We start from the raw sequence: 21,415 nt of genomic DNA, 5'->3' as shown, positions 1-21,415 counted from the left end.
GTGATATTTTTTAAAAACAAAATTAGAGCTCGAATAATTCTTGCAGTGCTGTTAGTAATCTTTCTTACTACTGTTGCTTACGGGGATACAGGGCCGAGGGATGAGAACCTACAAGAAAACCCGCAAGAAAATCCACAAGAGAAGAGCTGGTTTACAAAGGCCCTGGAAAAAACCAACGGAGAAGCTTTGGAAGATGTATTGAATGCTACTTCCGGTCTGATGAACCAGTGGGTTTTTCAAACCCCTAAGCTAATAGGATATAAGTGGATTGTAAGCCTTTGGTGGCTAACCTATATGCCGGCCATTATTCTGATTGTCATCGGCGGGGGATATTCGCTTTTGAAGGTAATTACCGGATCAGAAGGCCACAAAAGAATATTCAGTGCTTTTTTAATCAGCTTTATTGCTGCATCCCTATCTTTATATAGCGGGGATTGGATTATTGAAATGAGCAATATGGCCTTTTCATCTATTGCACAGCCTACTTTGGAAGAAAAGTATGAGAAGGCAGAGAGCAGTATACTGACACAGGAAAATACCGGAGGAGACATAGGCTTTAGCAGCTTTACGGGAGTAGGCTTGATGAAGATCGCCTTTGGGGCAGACCTGAGCAAAAACGAACCCTTTTATAAAACCTTCACGGAAAACGGAGGCGGAGGTCTTTTTGTTATGCTCTGGGCCATGGGTGTCATGGGGCTGACCGGGGTGTTTGGGATTATTCGTTATTTTGTCGTCGGGGGACTGGGTGGCTTGTGTTGCTTGTGGATTGCTGGATGTGCCTATACTGGCAATATGGAACCGGCCGTCGGGCTTTTGAATCTGTATGTCCGCTCTGTAATGATTACACTGATTACCACCCTTGCTTGGCTGTTTTCGGTATATGCTGCAGAAAGTGAGGATTTTGCCAGAATTATTCCCCAAATTATTGCCTGTATTCTCTTTACGGTAGGAATCGCTTTAGCCATATGGATATGGTTTCGTTGGCTCATACAGGCTGTGAAGGATCCTGTAACTTTAGGAGGCAAAGCCTTTATGAAGGGATTAAAAACCATTGGAGAGCATCTGGATAAAGCCGGAGAGTCTATTAGAAACCGGATGGGCTTAAATCAAGGGGAGACTTCTTCCCAACAGGAGAGTACAGAGGCCAGTAAACATTCCGGTGGTTTTGAGGATACAGAGCACCTGTTGGCATCCAGAAAGAGCAAAATCGAAGAACTGCTGCAGGAGGTGTCACAAACTGAAATGAATCTAAAACAGATTTCAAAAGGACAAGCCTACGGGAAGGATCAGGTAGCAAAAGAAAATCTGCTGCAATATGCCTTTAGGAATGAGCGGGATCTGGAAAATATCTACCAGGACATCTTAAAGGCCCTGCCGGAGGTTTCGGTAGAAAAGGTTCAACTGGAGCATCAGAAAGGGCTTATTTTTGATGAAGATTACAGTACCCAGGTAGGAGACATCATAAAAAGCTATGAACAAAAAGACCGGTACTATGATTCTCCTGAAGGAGATTTTTATTATTTAGATAAAGAACTGGGCCGTTTAGTAAAGGATAAACAGCCACCGGAGGAAGGGGCTTACATGGGTCCGTTACCGGTATAGGGTAGAGGAGGGAGAAGGAAATATGGGACTGCGCAATCGATATATGCCAGCAGATATTAGAGAAGACGTTAAATTAGGAAAGCTGGTACCCATCACAAGTCTTCCATGGATCCTTGGGGTGCTGGTGATCAGCATTATAGCAGCCCTTATTATCAGGAACCCCTTTATAGGGGTTCTGCTTGTGATTCTGTCTTTTTTCATGACAACAGGGTTCTTTGTGTTAGAGGTGCCAAAATATCGGCGTACCAAAAACAGTTACAAAAAAGCAAAAAAGAAAATCAATGACCTGATGCAGCTCAGTAGTATTACAGCATATGGCTCTGTCTGCAAGCTTAAAAATAAAGCAGAAGCTGTAATCATGGAATATGCAGCGGATCCCTGGGAGGTATGCGAGACAGACAAACAGGATAAGCGGGCGGACATCTTTTCACAGGATGTATTTTCCATTCTAAAGGCTGGCGGGGAAGTGAGCATATACCGCATTTGTACTGCAGAGGATACCGCATCCTTAGAAAGGCGCTACGCACGATTAAAGGACCTTCCGGAAGGTTCCCGGGAGCTGGAGAATGCTAGAATTGAACACCACTATAAAGAGTCTAGAAAAGCAAAAAAAACCAGGCATATCATTCGGATTGTAAAAAGAGAAAGCACGGCTAAAGGGGACGAAGAGGAATTGACCCTGCAGGATATTTTAGGACCTTTTGAAGGCGAGAATAGTGTATACCTGGGAGCCGAGGCCATAAAGGAACTGGAGACCTGGCAGCTGACCCCTAATGCAAAAGTGGAACGGGGAGAACAAGAGCAGTCTCAAAGAAAGAACCGGCTGCAAAAGCTTAAAGGGTGGATTGAAGATAGAAAAAAATCGATGAAGGGGTGGGGTGAGAAAAAATGATCAAAAACACTGTAAAAGTAAAACCAAAGCATCTTGAAATCAACGATTCCTTTGTGAAGACTTTTCTCATTAAGGATTTTCCCCAGTCGGTTACGGCTAACCTCATGTATAGCATTACCCATGGAGAGCATGTCATTCCAGGTGTGAGTGTGATTTGTGGAGAGCACTTTAAGCCGGCAGAAGTAAAGTTTGACCAGAAGATGAAATGGAAAATGGATCGTATCCAGAGAAACTTAGAAGCCTATAAGACCAAAAATCTCAGTGATAAGGGAAGAGAAGAAGAAGAAAAGGCATTAAATGCTTTGCTCTACTTTCGTGATGGTACCAGTAAAGGAAGATATGCAGACTTTTGGGTTACCGTCACCATCGCCAGCAATAATCAAAAGGCATTTAAAGAAAGCGTCAGAAAATTCAAGGATGATTTTGAATTTAAAGGATTTATCCTAGATGATCTGACAAACGAACAGCACAGCGGATTGGATGCTGCATGGATTGCAGGGGGAGATGAACTCTTTAAAAGACATCCGGGCAGAATATTGGACTTAAATGCAGTAGGGGCCGTTTACCCTATGTTGGACGGATCCATCTCCGACGCCTTCGGGACCTACATAGGACATAGGATTTACGATAATTCGATGGTGTATAAGGATTACAAAAGAGGAGAAGACAATCAGAATCAAATTTTTGTAGGCTTGTCGGGAGAGGGAAAATCGACGGCGATAAAAGGTCATAGCGAAGGGCTGCTGGAAGAGGGTTTTAAACTTTATGTCTATGATGTAGACGGTGAGTATCGGGCTCTATGTAAAAAGGTTAAAGGAGAGTGGGTAGACCTTACAGAGGGGAGCGGTAAATATGTAGATCCTACCATCATTGAGCGCGCCATAGAAGAAGAAATGGAGCTAGGCATGCTGGATAAAGCTTCACAGGAGGTAGCTAGGGAGGCTGACATGGCCAGATATAACGAAGCTACCGTAAACACCCGGGCAACCTTCAGTCTTTTGAGCGAGAATCTCACGGTCAAAAAGAGAAATGCCTTAGAATACGCATTAATGAAAATGTGGGGAGATGCGGGCATCCGAAAAAAGGATCCTAGGACCTGGAACAAAAGAGATCCGGATGTAGGCCTACATCCCCTGTATGAACGGATTAAGAAAAATGCAAAATCCACTGACAGCAGCATCCCTTTTAAGGATGGGGCAGCGGAGCTGGCGGAGGATATCTGGTCCTTTTTTGAAGGTCCAAACAGTGACCTGTTTGCCCAGGCCCAAGACTCTGATTGGATCAGAAACAAAAAATTAGTTGTCTACCATGTGGCCAGCTCCGTAGAAAATGAATTTGATCAAAGCATTGGAGCGATTAAGATTGTTATGGCCACCGGCCTATCCTGGCAGCAGATTAAAAGAGACCGAATCAAAAAGCAGCATTACTCCGCGGAAGTATACGATGAGCTGCAGCGGCTGATCCGTAAACAATACGCCTGGCCGCCCCTATACCGCTCTGTAACAACTGGAAGGAAATTTAATGATATGGTACTGATGGGTTTTAACGATCCTTCCATTTTATTTAATACAGAAGGCGGACAGGGAATCTGGGACAATACTAAATACAAATTCTTCTTTGCCTTGGAGCGGGATAAGATTGAGAAGCTGGCCGGGAATGCGGACATGCCCCGGGAAGTGATTGAGGCTTGGTTGAATTTACCGAAATATTCCTTTATCTACCGGGAGAAGAGTAGTCGCGGAGATCTGTATGACATCCTGCGCCTAAAGCTTCCGGACAGCGAGTTTAGACAGCTTAGTAAAACCAGAGGATTGGCCTAGAACTTCAGGGGAAGGAGCATGAAAATGATTATCGTCGATATAATCTTTTTTATTTTTTTGTATTTTGCTCTCTTAAAATGCATTATGGCCATAGCGGAGAAAGGAGGTGAGTTAGAAAAAGAATAAAAGTGTGAGACATTGGATTTTGCAATGTGAAGAATGAAAGGTGCAAAATAAGAAAGGAGAAGGATCATGAAAAAAAGAATTGCCTTCGAAAGAATCACCTTGGGAATGATTCCGTTAATGGCATTGTTCGCTTCAACCATTACAAGTTTTGCTGACGAAGGTGTATTAGACAAATTCGCAAAGCTTATGAAGGCCAATGATGCCATGGCCTGGGGCGTATTGGGACCGATATTGATCATTAGTGCTACAATTATTTTAGTGCTAGGAATTCTTGGTATTGTAGCCGCTTTGGGGTATATCGGCTGGCATGGACTGCTGCAATTTTTCGGCAAAGGAAAGGTTGGAAAAGAGGAGTTAAAACGCTTTGCCACAGGGTTGATTATTGGACTTTTAATTACCGGTGGCGGATGGTTAAGCTTTATAAAATTATGGGACCGTGTAGTAATAACTCCTGCAGAACAGATCTTTCAAGAGAAAAATTAATCTAAAAAAGGTAAAGAGCTGCAGCAGCTTGCAGATCTTTACCTTTAAATCCAAATAAAGCTTTCTATTAGGGATTTAGGAAAGGAAGTGTACCTAAATGAGTCCATATGTCAATCCTCCACCAGATCTTAACTGGAGACCCATAGAGGGGATCATAAGTGTGGGTGGAGCATTTATTACGATTATTGGAGGATTGCTCATCATTACATCGGTTATGTATGTTTTAATAGGTGTTTTGACCTTATTCATAGGGAGGGGACGACTGTTTACAAAGGAGAATAACAAATGGTGCGCCATTGGCCTTTGTGTAGGATTATTGTTTTTAGGAGGCGGTTGGTATACCTTGCTAAAGACAGGACAAGATAAACTGATTAAAAATATCACAAAAATCTTTCAAATGGATCAGGCCACAGAAAGTAGGCCGATTCAGGAGAATTGGCCATCAAGAGGGAGCGTTCCCTATTAGTACTTTAATAGTGAAATAATCTAGGGTTATAAAATTTAATATTAGGTATTATTACGGATCAATAGTGAAAATGTACAATAAGAAAGGGGACTGTGAAAATGAATACAAGAGAAGCAATGAAAGTTATATTGAAGCATTTTATAATGGACCCGTAGATTTGACACAAAAAACGTCAGAATAAGTTATAATGAAACTATGAAAAAACGAAGACAATTTACCCCAGAAGAGAAATCCAAAATAATAATGGAGCTAATCCAGGGAGAAAAAACACTCTCAGAAATCTGCTCAACCTATGAGATCCATTCAAACCAGATTCTAAGATGGAAAAAACAATTCTTAGATAACATGGTGAATGCATTCAAGGGTGCAGATGACAAAGCTCATAAAGAACAACAGCAGCTTGAGGCAGAAAAGGAGGCATTACTCAAAAAGATTGGCCAATTAACCATAGAGGTTGATTGGTTGAAAAAAAAATCTGGCCTCAAATAAATCCGTTGAAGAGCGAAAGAATATGTTAGAGCCTGACTTTAGGAAAATATGTATCAAAAGGCAATGTGAACTGCTGCAGATCAATCGAACCGGAACATACTATCAACCTAAGCCAAAAGATGGCTCTCAGATACTTCTGATGCAATTAATTGATCTGATACACATGAAGCATCCCTACTACGGCTCTCGCCGAATGGTTGAGGAATTAAAGGGGCTTGGCTATGAAGTCAACTGTAAACGTATCCAGAAATACATGAGACTTATGAGATTAAAAATACATTATCCAGGTCCCAATCTCAGTAAGAGAAATCGTCAGCATAAAATATACCCTTATTTGCTCAGAAATGTTCCAATTACCCGTGTAAACCAAGTGTGGGGAGTAGATCTTACCTACATTCCTATGCCAAAGGGACATATGTACCTATTCGTCATCATAGACTGGTACTCACGGACAATTATAGACTATCAGCTGTCCAATACCCTTGAGTGTGATTTTATTCTCAGATGCCTAAAAAGGGGATTTACAAAGGCTAAGCCTGAAATTATCAATAGCGATCAAGGTAGCCAATTTACAAGCAATGACTACATTAGCCTACTGAAAGAGCAAGAGATCAAGATTAGTATGGACTCAAAAGGCAGAGCCACAGATAATGCCATAACAGAACGGTTCTTTCGCAACATAAAACAAGAGAAACTTTATCTATATGCTTATGAAACAGTGGGTGAGCTTAGAGCCCTTGTAGATGAGTACATGGACTTTTATAACCGTGAAAGAAAGCATCAATCTCTCGATTATCAGATCCCATATAACGTCTATATGGCTGCTTAGCATGCCTAAAAATATATGAGAAGGAGGACTAACTTATCAAGTGCAATTTTGTGTCTTGACAAAGGGGTCCATTACATTTATTCGAGAATTTGATAGACGAAAAAGGTATTCATTTTACTCAAGAGCAAATAGAGAAAGCAGTAGAAATGATGCATGATGACGAAGTTTTTTTTGAAGAGTTACTAGATTTTATGGAAGGACATTTAGAGATGTATGGAGGAGATTATGGGCTATAATCTTTAAATTTACAGTTAATTAGAAAAGGATGCCCTAGAAGGAGGGTGATTGAATGCTTAATCAATTGAATGAAGGCTTATGACTTATATCAATAAGTTTTACGATTGCTATTTTACTTACAATTTATATATTTTCGCCTAGCGCATACAGTAACTTATTCATTGAATATAAGGAACTATGGTTTAACAATCCTAGATTTAGATTTGTTGTTAGTATTTTTGCTTGTATCGCTTTATCCTTTCCAATCTTGGCGTATCTTATGAGAAGAAATAATAAGACTATTGGAAGAAAGTAAGATATTAATGAATGAAGGGAGAAGGAAATATGGGAATTAAAGTTTTATATTTGAGTAGTGTTATATACACTATATTTGGTTTGTTTGTATTATTTGGAATATATGAACCTAGTCGTTTTGTTATATCGTTTTTATATCTGGCAGCTGCTTTGTTATTTTTTATTGTGACAAGAGGTGATAAATAAGATATTAGTCTGATTACTAAGGTGTGATAAAAAGTGTATAAGCGGAAAATGGAAGAATTGACAGGTCGTAAAGTTTCTAAAGAGGAATACCTAAAGTTTTTAATTTTATTGGACACTCTTATTGAAATGAAAGAGTCCGGGGAATTTACGAATGAGGATATCTTAAATCTTATATTAAGCTGTCGGCAAGATTGAATATATAGTGGTTAATAATGAGAAAAAGTGGAAGGTAGCCGTATTCTGGTTCTATGACTGGTTAGTTAATATATTTAGTATGGTAGATGGTTATGCTTTAAGCAGTGAAATTAGAGATAGTGGTTCACCAGTACATTTTTCTAATTATAGAGAAGATGGAACATTGCCATATGAAGATGAATAAAAGATGAACTTAGCACAAATTTCAACATTGGTAACGAAATGCGGAAATGAAAAAATATAGGGTGTTCAATACAGAAATCCGAATACCCGTTATTTTTAGTGATTAGAGTCTAATAAATAAAACCTCACTATTTGCTCTATATGGAGAGGCGTATATGATAGGTCAATTTAACCGTGGCAAAATATGAGTCGAGGTTTGTTTCTTGCGATAATTTTTTAGAAAACTAAGAGGAGAAAGGAGGAAGAGGTATTGGAACAAATAGGCGGAGAAGGTAAAAAAATAGCTGTTCTGCTGGGATTAAAAAACACAGAGCTGCTGCAAAAGATTCAAGAGATATCGATTATAGATATAAAAGGCCAGATTCAAAGTAGGGAAGAGATTCTAGCGTATGTAAAAGAGGGCACAGGGTGGTCCATTGTAGTGACGGAAACCGCGCTAGAAGGGGAATTAAGCTGGTTGGAGTTAATCCGAAAGATACCGGTGAAATATAGGATCCTGACTTTTGATACGGAAAGATTAAACCAGCTGCTCTATGGTGAGATGGAACGGCTGGGAGTAGAATTTCTAGAACAGGATGCAGAAAAAGATCAAATTCTTCAGATCATTGAAAGGCTTCAGATCATGGTAGAGGAAATAGCCAATATGGATGCAGCCTTGGAAGAAGAAAAAGAAAATGGGCACATTCCCATCCAATCAGATCCTCCAGAGAAACAAGAGGAGGAAGGAGAAAAAAATAAAGGGCCTAAAAAACTGGGCAGTAAGCTTGCAAAGCTCCGGGAAGCCTTTCAAGGAAAGGATAAGCAATCTCCACAGCAGTCTTCTGAAAAGCCGCAAAGAGAGCGCGCTGAGATCGAAAAAATCAGGAAGAAGCTTGCGGAGGAGATGCGCTTAAGAAAGGAGCTGGAAAAGCAAAGTGCCCTAGCAGAAAAGAAGCTTAAAGAACTGGAGAAAGAGAAGGAAAAGGAAGAAACGCCTGACGATTTAAAGGATGAATATATCTATAAAATTAATAAGGGTTTAAAAAGAATTGTAGCGGTCTTCTCGGCAGCCCCTACAGGGAAGAGCTATGTCATGAATAATCTTGCCCATACGGTAGCCCGCAGAAACATTAAAACCGCACTGGTAGATGGAGACCTTAAAAACAGGTCTCTATACTATTATTGTTTTATCCGTGATGAAAAAAAGCGGGAAGGATTAAAAGCCATCCTGGAGGAGGATGCTTTAGGCGATATCTACGAGTATGGCCAGGATTTTCTGGATGGATTACTCATCACCTTTACTTGCCGAAAATATGATGATGAATTTTATCCCATCCCGATTGAAAGGAATAAGGCAAGATTACTCTCATTAATCGATCAGCTAAGGAGAGAAAGAGATGTTGTATTTGTGGATACAGGAGCCATCGAAGAAGATGGCTTAGTAAAGGACATCCTAATGATGGCGGATACGGTTTTGCTGGTACAAAACCTTGATTACCGAATGATGGATGAAAACAAGGCGGCTTTAAAGCAATTGACCAAAATGAATGTACCGACAGAAAAAATGATTCTGGTATTAAATCAATATGTTGAAAACAAAGAGTTTGATATAGACAAGGTTGCATCCTTCCTAGGCGGCCCTTTTGCAGGAAAACTGACGGTTCCCATGGACCCTGTAATGGCTGTGAAGAATATTCGATATGGCCAGTCAGCTGTTGCCAGGGGAGAGTGTGAGGAGGCAACAAAAGAAGCTTTTGAGGAGCTGGCAGCCTTTTGTTTTGGCATGAAAAAGAAAGCGCGACAGCCCAAAGGGTTTGCAGGGATTAAAATCAGGAGTATTTTTAGCTTAGGGAAAGGAGTTAGGGAATGAAGTTAATCAAAAATATAGCCAACAACATTTCAAAGACGCTTTTAACAGCGTTTTTTATATTGCTTTTGGGAGGGACAATCACCTACTATCAAACGAGGCTGGCGGGTATAGAAATACCCAAACAGACAACGGTAATCGTAGCCAGTCAAAAAATTAGTAAAGGAGATGAAATAACCGGCACCCACCTAAAAGAGAAAGTAATCGATGAAAAGTATAAGCATAAGGGAAGCTATAGCAAAATGTCAGAAATCATTGGGAAGGTAGCCCTAACAGATCTAATCGCAGACAAGGAAATTACTGCTTCAGAAATAACTACGAAGGAACAATGGTTTAGGCCGGAGGAGAAGGAGGTGGGCATTACCTTTGAAAAATTCACCGATTTGGTAGGGGGAACTGCAAAGCCTGGAGATGTGGTAGATGTAATGCTTTCCCTAAGTCTGGAAGAGACCGGAGGCGTGCCGACAGCACCAGAGATGATTGTCGCCGGTGTAGAACTGAAAAATGTATTTGATGAAAGCAATATAGCCCATCAGAATGCTAAGGATAAAAACGCCTTCAAGCCTATAACTGTGTTAGTAAAACTAGATAATGAGATGGATGCAGCAGTAGATCAGGTGAAGAAGAAAGGAAAGCTGTACTTAAAAAGGCATGGGAATGTAATAAAGGTAGACGAAGATCCATCTACAGAGAATACAGACAAAGTCATTATTAGTGGCAAGCGTAAGGATGGTGAATAGAAAATGGACTTGCAGGATGAATTGAAAAGCTATAGGAAAATTGTACGAAAAGAGCTGGATGAGTATGAGGGAGAAGAACATTCAGAAATGATTTTTCGCTGCTGCAGTGGGGATCAACAGGCTGAAGATTATATGATCAGAGCCATCAGGGAAATACTAGCAAAATATGGGATGGAAGGAGAACGGCTTGAGACCCTAAGCTATGAGATCTATAAAAAAGAGTATGGACTATCGGTCATTCATGATCTGGTAGCCAACCGGAAGAAGCAATATAACAATATTGAATGTATTGGCTATGACTGGATTGAAGTAGAAAAAAGCAATGGATTATGGGAACGGCTAGATCTTTCCTTTGAGGATGAAAAAGAGTTCGAGGAGGTTATCCGAAGGGCCATCCAGCACGATAATAAGCCGGATATCAATACAGAAAATAGTCTCATGGAAAGCAAGCGGGTAAGTGGCGAGCGGATTACCGCAGGAGTAAGACCTTCCTGTTATGAAAATTATCTGTTTATTAAGCTTTTTAGCTCCTTTACCCCTTCTGAAGAATCCTATATATCCAGCGGGGCACTAACAGAGGAGATGATATCCTTTACAAAAATTTTATTTAAAATACTACCAGCTATTGCGATCATTGGTGGAATCAACCGGGGAAAATCTTCTTTCTTAAAGTACCTGGTAAGTCTTCTGAATCCTAAATTTAAAATTGGTACGCTAGAGCCGGATTTTGAAGTAAAGCTTCAAGAGCTATTAAAGGACAGAAACATAATCAGTCTTCAGGAATCTTCTCAGTTTGATCTACTAGCTTGTTTCAAGTGGTTACTGAGAACCAATCGGGATGTAATTATTGTTGGAGAAGCAAGGGGAGCGGAAATAAATGAAGCGGGAAAGGCCTCAAGGCGTGGTATTGGATGCACCTTTCTTACAGCTCATGTGATTGATCCTGAATCCCTTCCGGAAGAATTTGCTCAGATGCATCTGGAAAATGGTATTCCCATGGACATTGATTTTCTGATGTACCGGTATGCAAAGGCGTTTCCCATTACCTACAGAATCCGACAGCTGGAAGGTGGCCGAAGGATTATCGATGATATATCTGAACTGGTCGCTGATAGAAGGAGCAGAACCTATTACCGAAACCCATTATTTATTTGGGACCCAAAAACGAAAGAACATAAAAGAGTTGGAGGGATCAAGGGAGAGGACCAGCGGATGCGGATGGATTATTACAATTTGACAGAAGAAGAAAAAGAGCAGCTGCTTTATGATCCTGAAAAGAAAAAAATAAAGGTAGCGCTATAGGAAGAAGGTGATGAAATGTTGATTTTTAGTATGCTGAAGGATCTGGACAGGATGAGGATCCTAGGTATTGCTATGATGATGCTCTCCGGGTGTATGATACTTATCAATCTGATCAGAAGCATAAAGCAAAATACACAGATACGCGGGGAAGTTTTAGTTTTAAAAAATGAATTTTATGAAAAGGTAGATAGAGGTATCAGCAAAATAAAGGTATTAGATGGGTTAAAGGAAGAGCTTCAGCTAAAGTATGGAGTGATTAATGGAAATACAGAGAATAAAAACCGGATTGCTGCAGTAAAGACTATATTTTTTTTATCCATCCTATCACTGCTTTGTATAGTGGTGTTTGCATATGTTATTAAAATTTGGTATTTGGTAGTGCCGGTAGCCATCGGGATGCTGTTCTTTCCATACGGAGTACTATTTTCCCTGCTGCATATGAAAATGTCTGTATTAAAAGATCAGTTCCCTGATGCAGTGAATGTATTTATTTCAAAGTATCCTGCAGAGAAAAATAAAGATAAAGCCTTGCAGAAGACCTATGTAGAGCTTGAAAATCCAATGCGGTTTCAATTTATGCGATTGGCCAGGGACTTGGCAAATAAAACCGATGTAGAGAAAGCGGTCTATCGGTTTTGTAAGCGAATCAATTATATCTGGACCGATATTTTCGGAGAACTTCTAATCATGAACCATCATTCTGTGGGAGATATTGGGCCAGAGTTGAATGAATTTAGTTTACTGATGCTAGAGGACCAGGTTATGGAGGCACAGCAAAGAGCAGAAATCAGTGCCACTAAGACTGTAAACTTTCTAGTAGCAGCCTTTGTAGGCATAGTTGTGCTAATTAATATTGCCATATTTAAAGCGGAGGCTATGAATATCTATTTTCAACAGTATGCAGGCATTGCCTCTATCAGTATTGCGGTGCTAACAATTATTATATGCCTATCTCTAACCTTTTATTTTGAAAAAAGTTGAGCTCTTTATGGCTTTAGATAGAGATGAATTATATAAAGACTTTGCGAAAGGAGGGATACCTGAATGAGCCAATTGAAAAGGAGACAGTTATTGCAGGTTTTGAAACCTTTTTACCTGATGTAGAAGGGCTCTTGATTGGGGAAAATTGCAAAACTAGTGCATCTGTAGTATTTGATCTGTATGAACCCAATAAGAATATCAATGTAATTACAGTAGGAATAGCTGGTGAAGGAATGAACTTTAAAATTAGGGCTATATGCAATTAATAAATATGTTATTGCATCTTATAATGATAATACGAAGGAGAGAATAATATGGATAAAAAAGTAGTATTTTATTGTTTTACAGATTCCAAAGAAAGTGAAGGGCAAAAAAGCAATGTTATAAATTGTGATTTAGAGCAAGCTCACAAGCTGTTTGACGAAGAGTATGCAAAGAAAAAGAATGGAACATGCGAATGGGACTATTTTGATATAACTGTAAACGGTAGACTATTAAGAAGCTCAAACAAGTAGTTCACAGTTCATTTCAACATAAGTAACTAAAATTTGCAATTTCAAAAGTAAAATACCCAAAATTAGAAGGTGAAAGCAAGAGGTGAAGTGAATCGATGAAATATTTTACGTTAGCTGCAGTCATCTTAATTCTCATCGATGTTTTCAAAAGAATGTTCAAATATAAAGATGAGATCAGGGAAAGTATTCATCAGATTGAACACTGTAGACTTACAAAATGGGTTACACCCAATAAAGAAAGTGATGCTTATAAAAGAGAGGAAAAACTCTTAGAAAGAGCAAGAGTAAAGATTAGTGTAGAAGCATTGCAGCTTATAAAGCTTACGGGATTTTTTATAGCCCTGGTTATTGGAATCCTATTGGTATGGTCCCAATATCAGCTGGAATTAAAGGAGATATTTGATAAAAAATCAATTAACTTTAGCATTGTCGGAGAGCAAACACAGACGGCCTACGATGATGCCATGTTAAATCAGCTGACACGGGAAGCCCATGAAAAAATTAATTATAAAGCTTATGTGAAAGGAGGGGAGTATTCTCTACTACAACAAGAAGTGGTTGAGCTGGTAACGCAAAAGGAAATGGACCGAGAGTACACCATGTATTATGCAGAAAAGGTATACTATAATCTAATAGAACTAAGCAACAAACAAAAAATTAGCTACATGAGAATTGCTTTGCCGCTGATTTTGGCTGCATTAGGTATGCTTTTACCAAAGACAATATTAAGAATTAGAGCAAAGAAAACTGAGCAGCTAATGAATATAGAACTAAATAAACTTGAGATATTAACGCTTTTACTTTTAAAGAAGGAGAATATCAATATCTATCAAATTTTACTGCAGCTAAAAAGAAAATCCAAAGTGTTTAATCCCTACCTAACCCGCTGTGTTAATATCTATCCAAAGAATGCAAGACTAGCACTAGAAACAATGCAAAAAGAAGTGGAACATAAGGAATTTAGCAGGTTTATTAATATCCTAAAGCTAGGAATTGAGACGAATAAACGATCTACAGCTGAAATATTAGAAATTGCCAGAAGACTTAAAAATAGCATCCAACAGGCTCAAACAAAGGAAAAGATTGATAAGAAAAACAGAAGAATCCTGTTGATTCGGTTTCCAATGATTATCGCAGCCATTGAACTATTACTGCTGCCGATGATCATTATTTTTTATGAGAATATGTAAAAATTAAGGGAGGAATTTACAAAATGACAACAACAGAAAAATTAGCATGGTTTATTATTACGGTTGGATTGGTAGTAGCAGTGGCAGCATTGATTATATCGCCAATCTTAAATAAAGCTGATGACGTAAAGGATGATATTAACGGTATAGAATTTAAGACCGGAAGTTTACCTAGTCACTACAACTTGAGTATAGACGAACTTACAGAGAAGGTTTTAAGTGACAATCTTAGAGCTGCTTAAACGGACTGTCAAAACTAGTATTTATTAAATTACAAGGAGGAATTTACAAATGACAACAACAGAAAAATTAGCATGGTTTATTATTACAGTTGGATTGGTGGTAGCAGTGGCAGCATTGATTATATCGCCAATCTTAAATAAAGCTGATGACGTAAAGGATGATATTAACGGCATAGAATTCAAAACTGGAAGCGTACCTAACCACTACAATTTGGGTATAGACGAACTTACAGAGAAGGTTTTAAATGATAGTCTTAAAGCTGCTTAAAGAGGAGTGTAGGATTGTGACACCATTAAATCTCAAGGGGGGATTAAGAAAATATGGTAACAACAGAGAACTTAATATGGTTCATTCTGATTTTCGGTCTGATCATAGCAGTGGCAACATTTATTATAGCCCCAATCTTGAATAAAGCAGGAGAAGCAAATGACGAAATAGATGTGATAGAATTCAACACTGGCAGCGTATCAAACCATTATAACCGGAGTGTAGATGAATTTATGGAGGCGGTGCTAGATGACGACCTTAGAGCAGCTTAAATGGCTGCCAGTTTGGTTAATTCTAAGTCTTTTACTATTTACAACAGGGACTTATTTTTTTAAGCAGTCTCTGTTAACCCATTTGGGTGATGAGTACTTACGGGCAGCGGCAAACAAAGGGAAATTTGAAGCAGTCGATGTAGAGCGGCTGTTAAACAGAATAGAAAAATATGGATTTGATAGGGATAAAATAGAAATCGAAATCACTCCTGCAGCAGCTTATGGGACTGGGGTATCGAAAGATACCGATATACTGATCGGATTAAATATTGATACAAATACAAAGGCTATGATTTCAGCAGTTTTTGAATGGTTAGATCCGACCAGCAAGAAATTTTACTACAGGTATTCCCGAGTTGCAAAGTCTGAGGAGTTTTTTGATGAGGTAACACCATGAGTACGATTCAGTTCTTACAAAAAGTGCTGCTCTTTTTTGCTTGCATGATCCTGGTCGTGGATATTGGTGGTTCTATCTACACAAAACTTTATTATCAGGGAGGGATTGATTTTTGTGTTAAGGCTGCATCTATGGAAATTGTCCGGGATGATGATTATGCCAGGGGAATTATAAAGATTGATGAAACAAAGTCTGTAGAAGAATTTAAAAAAATGATGGGCGTGCAGTTTCAAATGGCCGCTGGCCAGATCGAGGAAAGAATTATATATGCAGCTCCTATTAATACGGTACCCTCTGAATTTGTTCATCCAGTAACCGGAAGAGCTTATACGATTCTAAAGCCTATGTTTGTGGCAATTTATCGGGTAAAAAGAGATGGGATATTTCTTAAAAAAGAGATTCTAGTAGACAATTTGTCGGGAAGTCAGGTGCAATTTAGGCCAAAGTAGAGAAGGAAAATATATAGAGAGGGGGAACGGAAAATAATGGCAACAGTGTAAGAATTCTGATAAAATAGACATAAGGTAATCGGAAAAAGCAGGGTGAGGTTGCCACTTCACTTCACAAAAGAAGGGAGGTGGTGCGCTAATGAGCACATATGAAGCAATATCGTTAATGATAATGTTTTCGGTGTTCGTAATATCGCTTATCTCCTACTTAGATAGGAATAACAACCAAAAGAAATAACCACCCTGCTGCCAACAAGGTGGTTATTGTTAAAAATTATCCTTAATGTTGGCAACCTCACCACTGGGGTTCCGATTACCTTTTGACTGTATTATACCATAAATAGGATTAAAATACACATGTTTTAGATATAAAAATATAAAATTTGAACGAGTTTTCTGAAAATTAACACTGTAAAGCATTGTAGAAGTTTACATTATATGGTACAATATAATGTACAATAAATATTTATACATAAATGATGGGGGGAGGTAGGGATTTGTCAAAGAGAGAGAGCAAAGCTAGCAGTAAAAATGATGATAATCCTGCCGTCATCATAGAGAGGCTAAGAAATTATATTTCTGAATTAATTAAAGAAAATGCCTACTTAAAAAAGGAATTAAATCAGGCACTTGAGAGCATCGGTGGCCAAAAGCCCTTACATGATCCAGAGACTATTAAAAAAATATTTGATATGTACTTGGAAGAAAACAAGTCTCTGCAAAAGATTACTGAGGAGCTCACAAAAGAAAATATAAAAACAAAACGGGGTGGAAAGTGGTATAGATCTACAGTTAAATATATTTTAGAGAATACACAATATGTAAATCTCGGTTATATAACTGAAGATAAGCTGAAACGGGCACAGGAGAAACTAAGAAAGAACAGCCGGGCAAAAAAGTAGAGACAAAGGAAGGAGGAAATTACATGAAAAGATTTTTACGAATAGCATTAAGTATTTTTTTGATTATATCCATGAGCATAGGGAGTTTAGCAGAGAGAGCTCCCGATGGAACTGTTCAATTTAGTGATATATCAAACCATTGGGCAAAAGAGTTTATTGTTACATTGACTCAAAAGGGAATTATCGGAGGTTATCCCGATGGGACATTCAAACCTAATAATAACATTAAGGTATCGGAATTTACGATCCTTGTACTAAAGACAGCAGGGATACCTATTAATCAGTCAACAGGAGCATGGTATCAGGGGGCTATAGATACAGCTATAGAATATGGAATTATTGCAAAAGGCGAATTTAATGATTATGAGAGAAACATCAACCGTGGTGAAATGGCTAGAATGATTGTCAGAGGATTAGGAGAACAGGCAAGTACGGGAGAAACTACTTTTGCGGATAATGGGCAAATACCAAGCGACGTGAAAGGATTTGTGAAAAAAGCAGTTGAATTAGGTATAATAGGCGGATATCCAGATAATAGCTTTAAAGCGGCGGGTAATGCTACTAGAGCGGAAGCTACCGTTGTACTTACAAAGATGATGGATATACGAGAGGAAGCGGGAGATGTAGAACTACAGCCCAATCCATTGCCGCCAGTAGTCACAGACGGTATTCCTGAACCAGATATTGAAGTTGTCACTTATTATCATGATGAGTGGGAAAATAAACATTTTCAAATAGCTATTAATAATATAGCTAGATATTCATCAGATACACAGTTTAAAATAGTCTGTACAAACTATGAAGAATTGAATAGTTATGAACAGCCATCATGGACTGTAGAAGGCAAGTGGTATTATCATGATAAAACAGTATGGATGGATCAGTCTATAATTAGTCAAAAAGAAATTCCTACTATATATACATTGGGTAGAACGCCATACTTTGTAGCACAAAAATATATAAATACATTTCAGTTAAAAGATGGAATGGTTTTTGAATTTAAAATCTATATCAAGAAGGGAGACATCACAAAAGAATATCCAGTAAAAGTAGAGAACTTTAAATATGTAGAAAGTAAATATTAATTGTCTTTAAAAAGAGGTTGAATATGATTCAACTTCTTTTTTATATGGTTAATTATGAAAGGAGGATATATTTGGATAATATAAATAAAAGAATTTTGACTATGCTTTTAGCCTTTCTTTTAACAATATCAAGTCTTGGATTAAGTATGTTATTCTCTTATGCAAGTACACATGATAATTGGCGAGCAATAGAAATTCCAGAAGAAACAGGTATAAAAAAACCTAAAGCAACACTGAGAGCTGAAATCAATGGAGATACAAAGAATCCCATAGTAGCGTATGAAGGAAAAGAGCTAGGATATAAGGTTAGTACAGGCTATGCAAAGGTTGGAGATAGGGCTGCATTTTATGGCCCAGCAGGAATGCATATATATGATTTTCAATATAGATCTCCAAGCGGATTTAAAAAGGAATTTCTTGGCACATTAAATGGAAAAGAAATCTATCTTGATGAAGCTGGAGAATATCACGTCTATTTACAAGTAGCAATAGATAAATCCTATAAAGAATGGACATATGTATGGAGTGAAAATGGGTCTCATAGTGCAATAGGTGAGGGATATTTACCTGGCAAAACAGTAACATGGTACTTTGTTGAGCTGATTATTATCGTTGAAGAAGAAAAGCCAATGGCAGAGTTTGAAATACACCATGATAATAAAAATGTAACAGATAATATAAACAACCCTATTCAAGTTGAAGAGTTTCCTTTCAGTGTAAATCTAATTGATAAATCAACCGTACCAGCAGGAACTACTATTATATCCTGGGAATGGCAAGGAAGTACAGGAAATGATTGGGTGCCTTTATCAACTCAAAAGAACTTCAGCGACTCTGTTCCTGGAAGTTGGAAGAGTTACAGGCTAAGGGTTACAAATAATAAGGGTGTTACATCGAATTGGGTTCAGCATGATGTATATGCACAGAAAAAGGGAGAACCAGCACCAGAACCGCCCCCGGCATCAGACAACGCAGAGATTAATGCGAAGTTGAAGATCGACCCCTACCCAAGAAAGGTGCCGATAAAATACGACGCATATTACAAAAATGAAACTGTTCAGATTAATATGGAATTGGATGCATCGGGTAGTACCTCATCAAAAGGCATAAAAGACTACCTTTTCTATTACCGCATCAATGGAGGAGATTGGACATACCTAAATTGGACATCTAGCAGCAAAGTAACGGTAAATCTAAATATACGAAAATCTCATGAAAATGCTAGTGGGAAAATACCTATACAAGCGAGGGTCGGAGTAAGAGATATCGAAGAAAATACCAAATATGCTAATGATAGCAGTGAAGTGGAATTTGAGATACAGATGGAACCACCAGAAACAGAGCTGCAACTTCCAAACATGTTCTATCCAAAAGAAATCACAACGGCCCATCCAACAATAAAGAATACGATCACCTGGAGCTATGAAGGGGAGCGGCCTTACAAAAAATCTATTGTTTCTCTCTATAGATACAACGAAACCGATGAAGTTTTTGAACCTATTTTTAATAACCTTGAAACAATAGAGAGGAAGCTTGACGTTGTAGGAGATCCTGATGAGCTACAAAAAATCGAAGTAAAGGTCATTGATACAGCAGATTTAGAAAGTGAGAAGGTAGAACAACAATATATCTATGAAAATGCCTATCCAAAGATAAAAGTGGTTGTTGATGCAAGCAGAGAAGCTGCGGATGGAGAGGTAGATATCACAGTAAATAAATTGACAGGACCAGAGGTTGAAGCAATTTTTCCTACGGAGTATACTGCATGGACTATTATAGATGCCTATGGCAATTCGATAGCCAATGGAGCGGGAAAACTTCCTGAAAAGATGGCTATTGACGAGAGATTCAAGGCAAATGCTGTAGTTTTCAAGCAGTATGCAAAAAATAACCTTGGATATACCACAAGCGATAAAGATTTCTACAAAAACAATTCAACACTAGATTTTCTATTAGAACCTACAAGATTATTTGAAAGTGAATTAGCCCAGGTTAAAGATTTTTCTGAAAGCATTCTCAATAAAGAGTGGATGATTAAAAGGACATCCGATCCCGAATACTCTGAATTAACTCTTGATGAAGAAAACAAATTTACACAAAATGCAGGGATATATATCGTGAAGCTGGAAGGGGATGCTCGATTTGTCCTTAGCCAAAATATGTATCAATATACCAATAATAAAGATGATTTGAAGCAAGTGGAACCTGTCGAATTGACAAATGCTCAGATTCTTGAAAAACATGGAGAAGGGTTTATTTATGCACAGAACAGTGCTAAATGGTTAGAAGGAGAGACCTTAGAGCAAGGAAAATACACGGCTGATGGAAAAACCTATAGTTTTAGAAGAAGATTGAGTTATTTAACTATAAGAGAATATAGAACATCAAAAGAAAGGCAAGTAGAGTTCATCAGCGGGACACCTGTGGCTGATTTTGTAAAGGTGGGGGAAGATAAGGTGTTCAAAAAGCAGACCCTAGACGGCAGCAATTCAGTGAATGTGACCAATCAGGAGCTACAGCAACGCTATCCGATTCTGTTTGACCATGAGCGGACCAAATTTGTAATTGAACCTATCACAGGACCCGGTGGAGAAGTAGATACAAGCCTTATACAGCACATCAAAGGCGAAGAGAAAATCACCGGTGGCAGCGGTGTAGAGTTCCGAGGGAAAAAGTTTCAGGACTTCCGGGTAGACAAATCTATGGATATAAGGGTGAGATACACTGTTTTCAATGGTCTGAAAAACAGCCCATATGCAGTGAAAGAATTCTATATTGAACCAGACCTGGAACCTACAGTAGACATTGATGTATTGCAGTCTGTGGTCTACCGGGAAGCGGAAAATGAACTAAAATCTAAACTTCGAGTGGTTGCAACCTATAACTCTCCCGATGATGAGATTGACCTGGAAAAATCTAAGCTTTTGATCTATTATGACAAAGACAATAACGGAGAATACAACGACGGAGAGCAGTGGATCATGAAGGAGGATCGCAGTCTAGCGGAATATCTCTCTATCGAAAAGAGTGTTTTTGGAGAAAACCAGGCAGAATTCATCATGGTGATAGACAATGAAGAAAAGAATGTGCTGGGACGTTTCAAATTTGAGTTTGTGGCGGTGGAAAAGCCGAAAACGCCTAACTTTGAAATACCAGGAGAGAGCATTCCGGTTTTAAGTGCAAACACCTTTGGCTTGGAAGATACAAAAAAGGTGATCTATATTGACAATCATCAACCGGTTATTACTCTGGAGACCCGGAGAGGGAACAAAAATGAGGTCTGGATTATAGAAACTCATGACGCAATTTTGGATTATCAGACAATTCTTAATCAACTAGGACTAAACAAACTGAGTACAATCGTCTACATCATCAAGAAAGATAACAGCATACAGGTTCTTGAGAATTAGTTAGAGGTAAATTA

General features: G+C 38.6%; 23 protein-coding genes. All 23 read left to right on the top strand.

The window, feature by feature from the left end; genetic code table 11:
- The 23 genes from Gferi_RS01385 to Gferi_RS01280 all read left to right on the top strand — a co-directional run bounded on the left by Gferi_RS01385 (position 1) and on the right by Gferi_RS01280 (position 21,401).
- A complete protein-coding gene (locus Gferi_RS01385) occupies positions 1-1,602 on the top strand; it encodes a hypothetical protein (protein ID WP_069973916.1) in 1,602 nt (533 codons plus the stop codon).
- 22 nt (positions 1,603-1,624) lie between these two features.
- Complete coding sequence (locus Gferi_RS01380) at positions 1,625-2,494, top strand: hypothetical protein (RefSeq protein ID WP_069973915.1); 870 nt, start codon at positions 1,625-1,627, stop codon at positions 2,492-2,494.
- Positions 2,491-4,314, top strand: a complete 1,824-nt coding sequence (locus tag Gferi_RS01375) for a hypothetical protein (RefSeq protein ID WP_069973914.1) — start codon at positions 2,491-2,493, stop codon at positions 4,312-4,314. The genes Gferi_RS01380 and Gferi_RS01375 overlap by 4 nt, the downstream gene beginning before the upstream one ends.
- A gap of 192 nt (positions 4,315-4,506) precedes the next feature.
- Positions 4,507-4,923 (top strand): hypothetical protein, encoded by a 417-nt coding sequence (locus tag Gferi_RS01370; protein ID WP_069973913.1) that lies wholly within the window; start codon positions 4,507-4,509, stop codon positions 4,921-4,923.
- 97 nt (positions 4,924-5,020) lie between these two features.
- Entirely contained in the window at positions 5,021-5,389 is a 369-nt protein-coding gene (locus Gferi_RS01365) for a hypothetical protein (RefSeq protein ID WP_069973912.1), read from the top strand.
- 195 nt (positions 5,390-5,584) lie between these two features.
- Positions 5,585-6,707 (top strand): IS3 family transposase gene (locus Gferi_RS01355; RefSeq protein ID WP_456297973.1). Its coding sequence is split into 2 segments (ribosomal slippage): positions 5,585-5,856 and positions 5,855-6,707, totalling 1,125 coding nucleotides; the frame shifts between segments, so codons are not numbered across the junction.
- 561 nt (positions 6,708-7,268) lie between these two features.
- Positions 7,269-7,424 (top strand): hypothetical protein, encoded by a 156-nt coding sequence (locus Gferi_RS27910; RefSeq protein WP_156782299.1) that lies wholly within the window; start codon positions 7,269-7,271, stop codon positions 7,422-7,424.
- 628 nt (positions 7,425-8,052) lie between these two features.
- Entirely contained in the window at positions 8,053-9,651 is a 1,599-nt protein-coding gene (locus tag Gferi_RS01350; protein ID WP_069973909.1) for an AAA family ATPase, read from the top strand.
- On the top strand, positions 9,648-10,388 hold the full coding sequence (locus Gferi_RS01345) for an SAF domain-containing protein (protein ID WP_069973908.1): 741 nt from the start codon (positions 9,648-9,650) through the stop codon (positions 10,386-10,388). The genes Gferi_RS01350 and Gferi_RS01345 overlap by 4 nt, the downstream gene beginning before the upstream one ends.
- Positions 10,389-10,391: 3 nt before the next feature.
- Positions 10,392-11,690 (top strand): ATPase, T2SS/T4P/T4SS family, encoded by a 1,299-nt coding sequence (locus Gferi_RS01340; protein ID WP_069973907.1) that lies wholly within the window; start codon positions 10,392-10,394, stop codon positions 11,688-11,690.
- A gap of 15 nt (positions 11,691-11,705) precedes the next feature.
- The gene (locus Gferi_RS01335) at positions 11,706-12,671 is read left to right on the top strand and encodes a type II secretion system F family protein (RefSeq protein WP_069973906.1); all 966 of its coding nucleotides are present in this window, start codon (positions 11,706-11,708) and stop codon (positions 12,669-12,671) included.
- Positions 12,672-12,694: 23 nt separating this feature from the next.
- Positions 12,695-12,937 (top strand): hypothetical protein, encoded by a 243-nt coding sequence (locus Gferi_RS01330; RefSeq protein WP_069973905.1) that lies wholly within the window; start codon positions 12,695-12,697, stop codon positions 12,935-12,937.
- Positions 12,938-12,985: 48 nt separating this feature from the next.
- The gene (locus Gferi_RS01325; protein WP_069973904.1) at positions 12,986-13,186 is read left to right on the top strand and encodes a hypothetical protein; all 201 of its coding nucleotides are present in this window, start codon (positions 12,986-12,988) and stop codon (positions 13,184-13,186) included.
- Between the two features lie 95 nt (positions 13,187-13,281).
- On the top strand, positions 13,282-14,376 hold the full coding sequence (locus Gferi_RS01320) for a hypothetical protein (RefSeq protein WP_069973903.1): 1,095 nt from the start codon (positions 13,282-13,284) through the stop codon (positions 14,374-14,376).
- Between the two features lie 23 nt (positions 14,377-14,399).
- Complete coding sequence (locus tag Gferi_RS01315; protein ID WP_069973902.1) at positions 14,400-14,618, top strand: hypothetical protein; 219 nt, start codon at positions 14,400-14,402, stop codon at positions 14,616-14,618.
- 49 nt (positions 14,619-14,667) lie between these two features.
- Entirely contained in the window at positions 14,668-14,886 is a 219-nt protein-coding gene (locus Gferi_RS01310; protein ID WP_069973901.1) for a hypothetical protein, read from the top strand.
- Between the two features lie 53 nt (positions 14,887-14,939).
- Positions 14,940-15,158, top strand: a complete 219-nt coding sequence (locus Gferi_RS01305) for a hypothetical protein (protein ID WP_069973900.1) — start codon at positions 14,940-14,942, stop codon at positions 15,156-15,158.
- The gene (locus tag Gferi_RS01300; protein WP_069973899.1) at positions 15,136-15,555 is read left to right on the top strand and encodes a hypothetical protein; all 420 of its coding nucleotides are present in this window, start codon (positions 15,136-15,138) and stop codon (positions 15,553-15,555) included. The genes Gferi_RS01305 and Gferi_RS01300 overlap by 23 nt, the downstream gene beginning before the upstream one ends.
- A complete protein-coding gene (locus tag Gferi_RS01295) occupies positions 15,552-16,004 on the top strand; it encodes a hypothetical protein (RefSeq protein WP_069973898.1) in 453 nt (150 codons plus the stop codon). The genes Gferi_RS01300 and Gferi_RS01295 overlap by 4 nt, the downstream gene beginning before the upstream one ends.
- Before the next feature lie 139 nt (positions 16,005-16,143).
- The gene (locus Gferi_RS28730; RefSeq protein WP_330389542.1) at positions 16,144-16,242 is read left to right on the top strand and encodes a putative holin-like toxin; all 99 of its coding nucleotides are present in this window, start codon (positions 16,144-16,146) and stop codon (positions 16,240-16,242) included.
- Positions 16,243-16,501: 259 nt separating this feature from the next.
- Positions 16,502-16,906 carry a recombinase family protein gene (locus tag Gferi_RS01290; RefSeq protein WP_069973897.1) on the top strand — a complete coding sequence of 135 codons (405 nt, stop codon included), beginning with the start codon at positions 16,502-16,504 and terminating at the stop codon, positions 16,904-16,906.
- Positions 16,907-16,929: 23 nt separating this feature from the next.
- The gene (locus tag Gferi_RS29110) at positions 16,930-17,991 is read left to right on the top strand and encodes an S-layer homology domain-containing protein (RefSeq protein ID WP_069973896.1); all 1,062 of its coding nucleotides are present in this window, start codon (positions 16,930-16,932) and stop codon (positions 17,989-17,991) included.
- A 71-nt stretch (positions 17,992-18,062) separates the two neighbouring features.
- The gene (locus Gferi_RS01280) at positions 18,063-21,401 is read left to right on the top strand and encodes a hypothetical protein (RefSeq protein ID WP_069973895.1); all 3,339 of its coding nucleotides are present in this window, start codon (positions 18,063-18,065) and stop codon (positions 21,399-21,401) included.
- Positions 21,402-21,415: the final 14 nt, after the last annotated feature.

The organism is Geosporobacter ferrireducens, from assembly GCF_001750685.1.
Lineage (GTDB): Bacteria > Bacillota > Clostridia > Peptostreptococcales > Thermotaleaceae > Geosporobacter > Geosporobacter ferrireducens.
The sequence above is the reverse complement of the archived record's forward strand: the minus strand, read 5'-3'. Positions and strand labels throughout refer to the sequence as shown.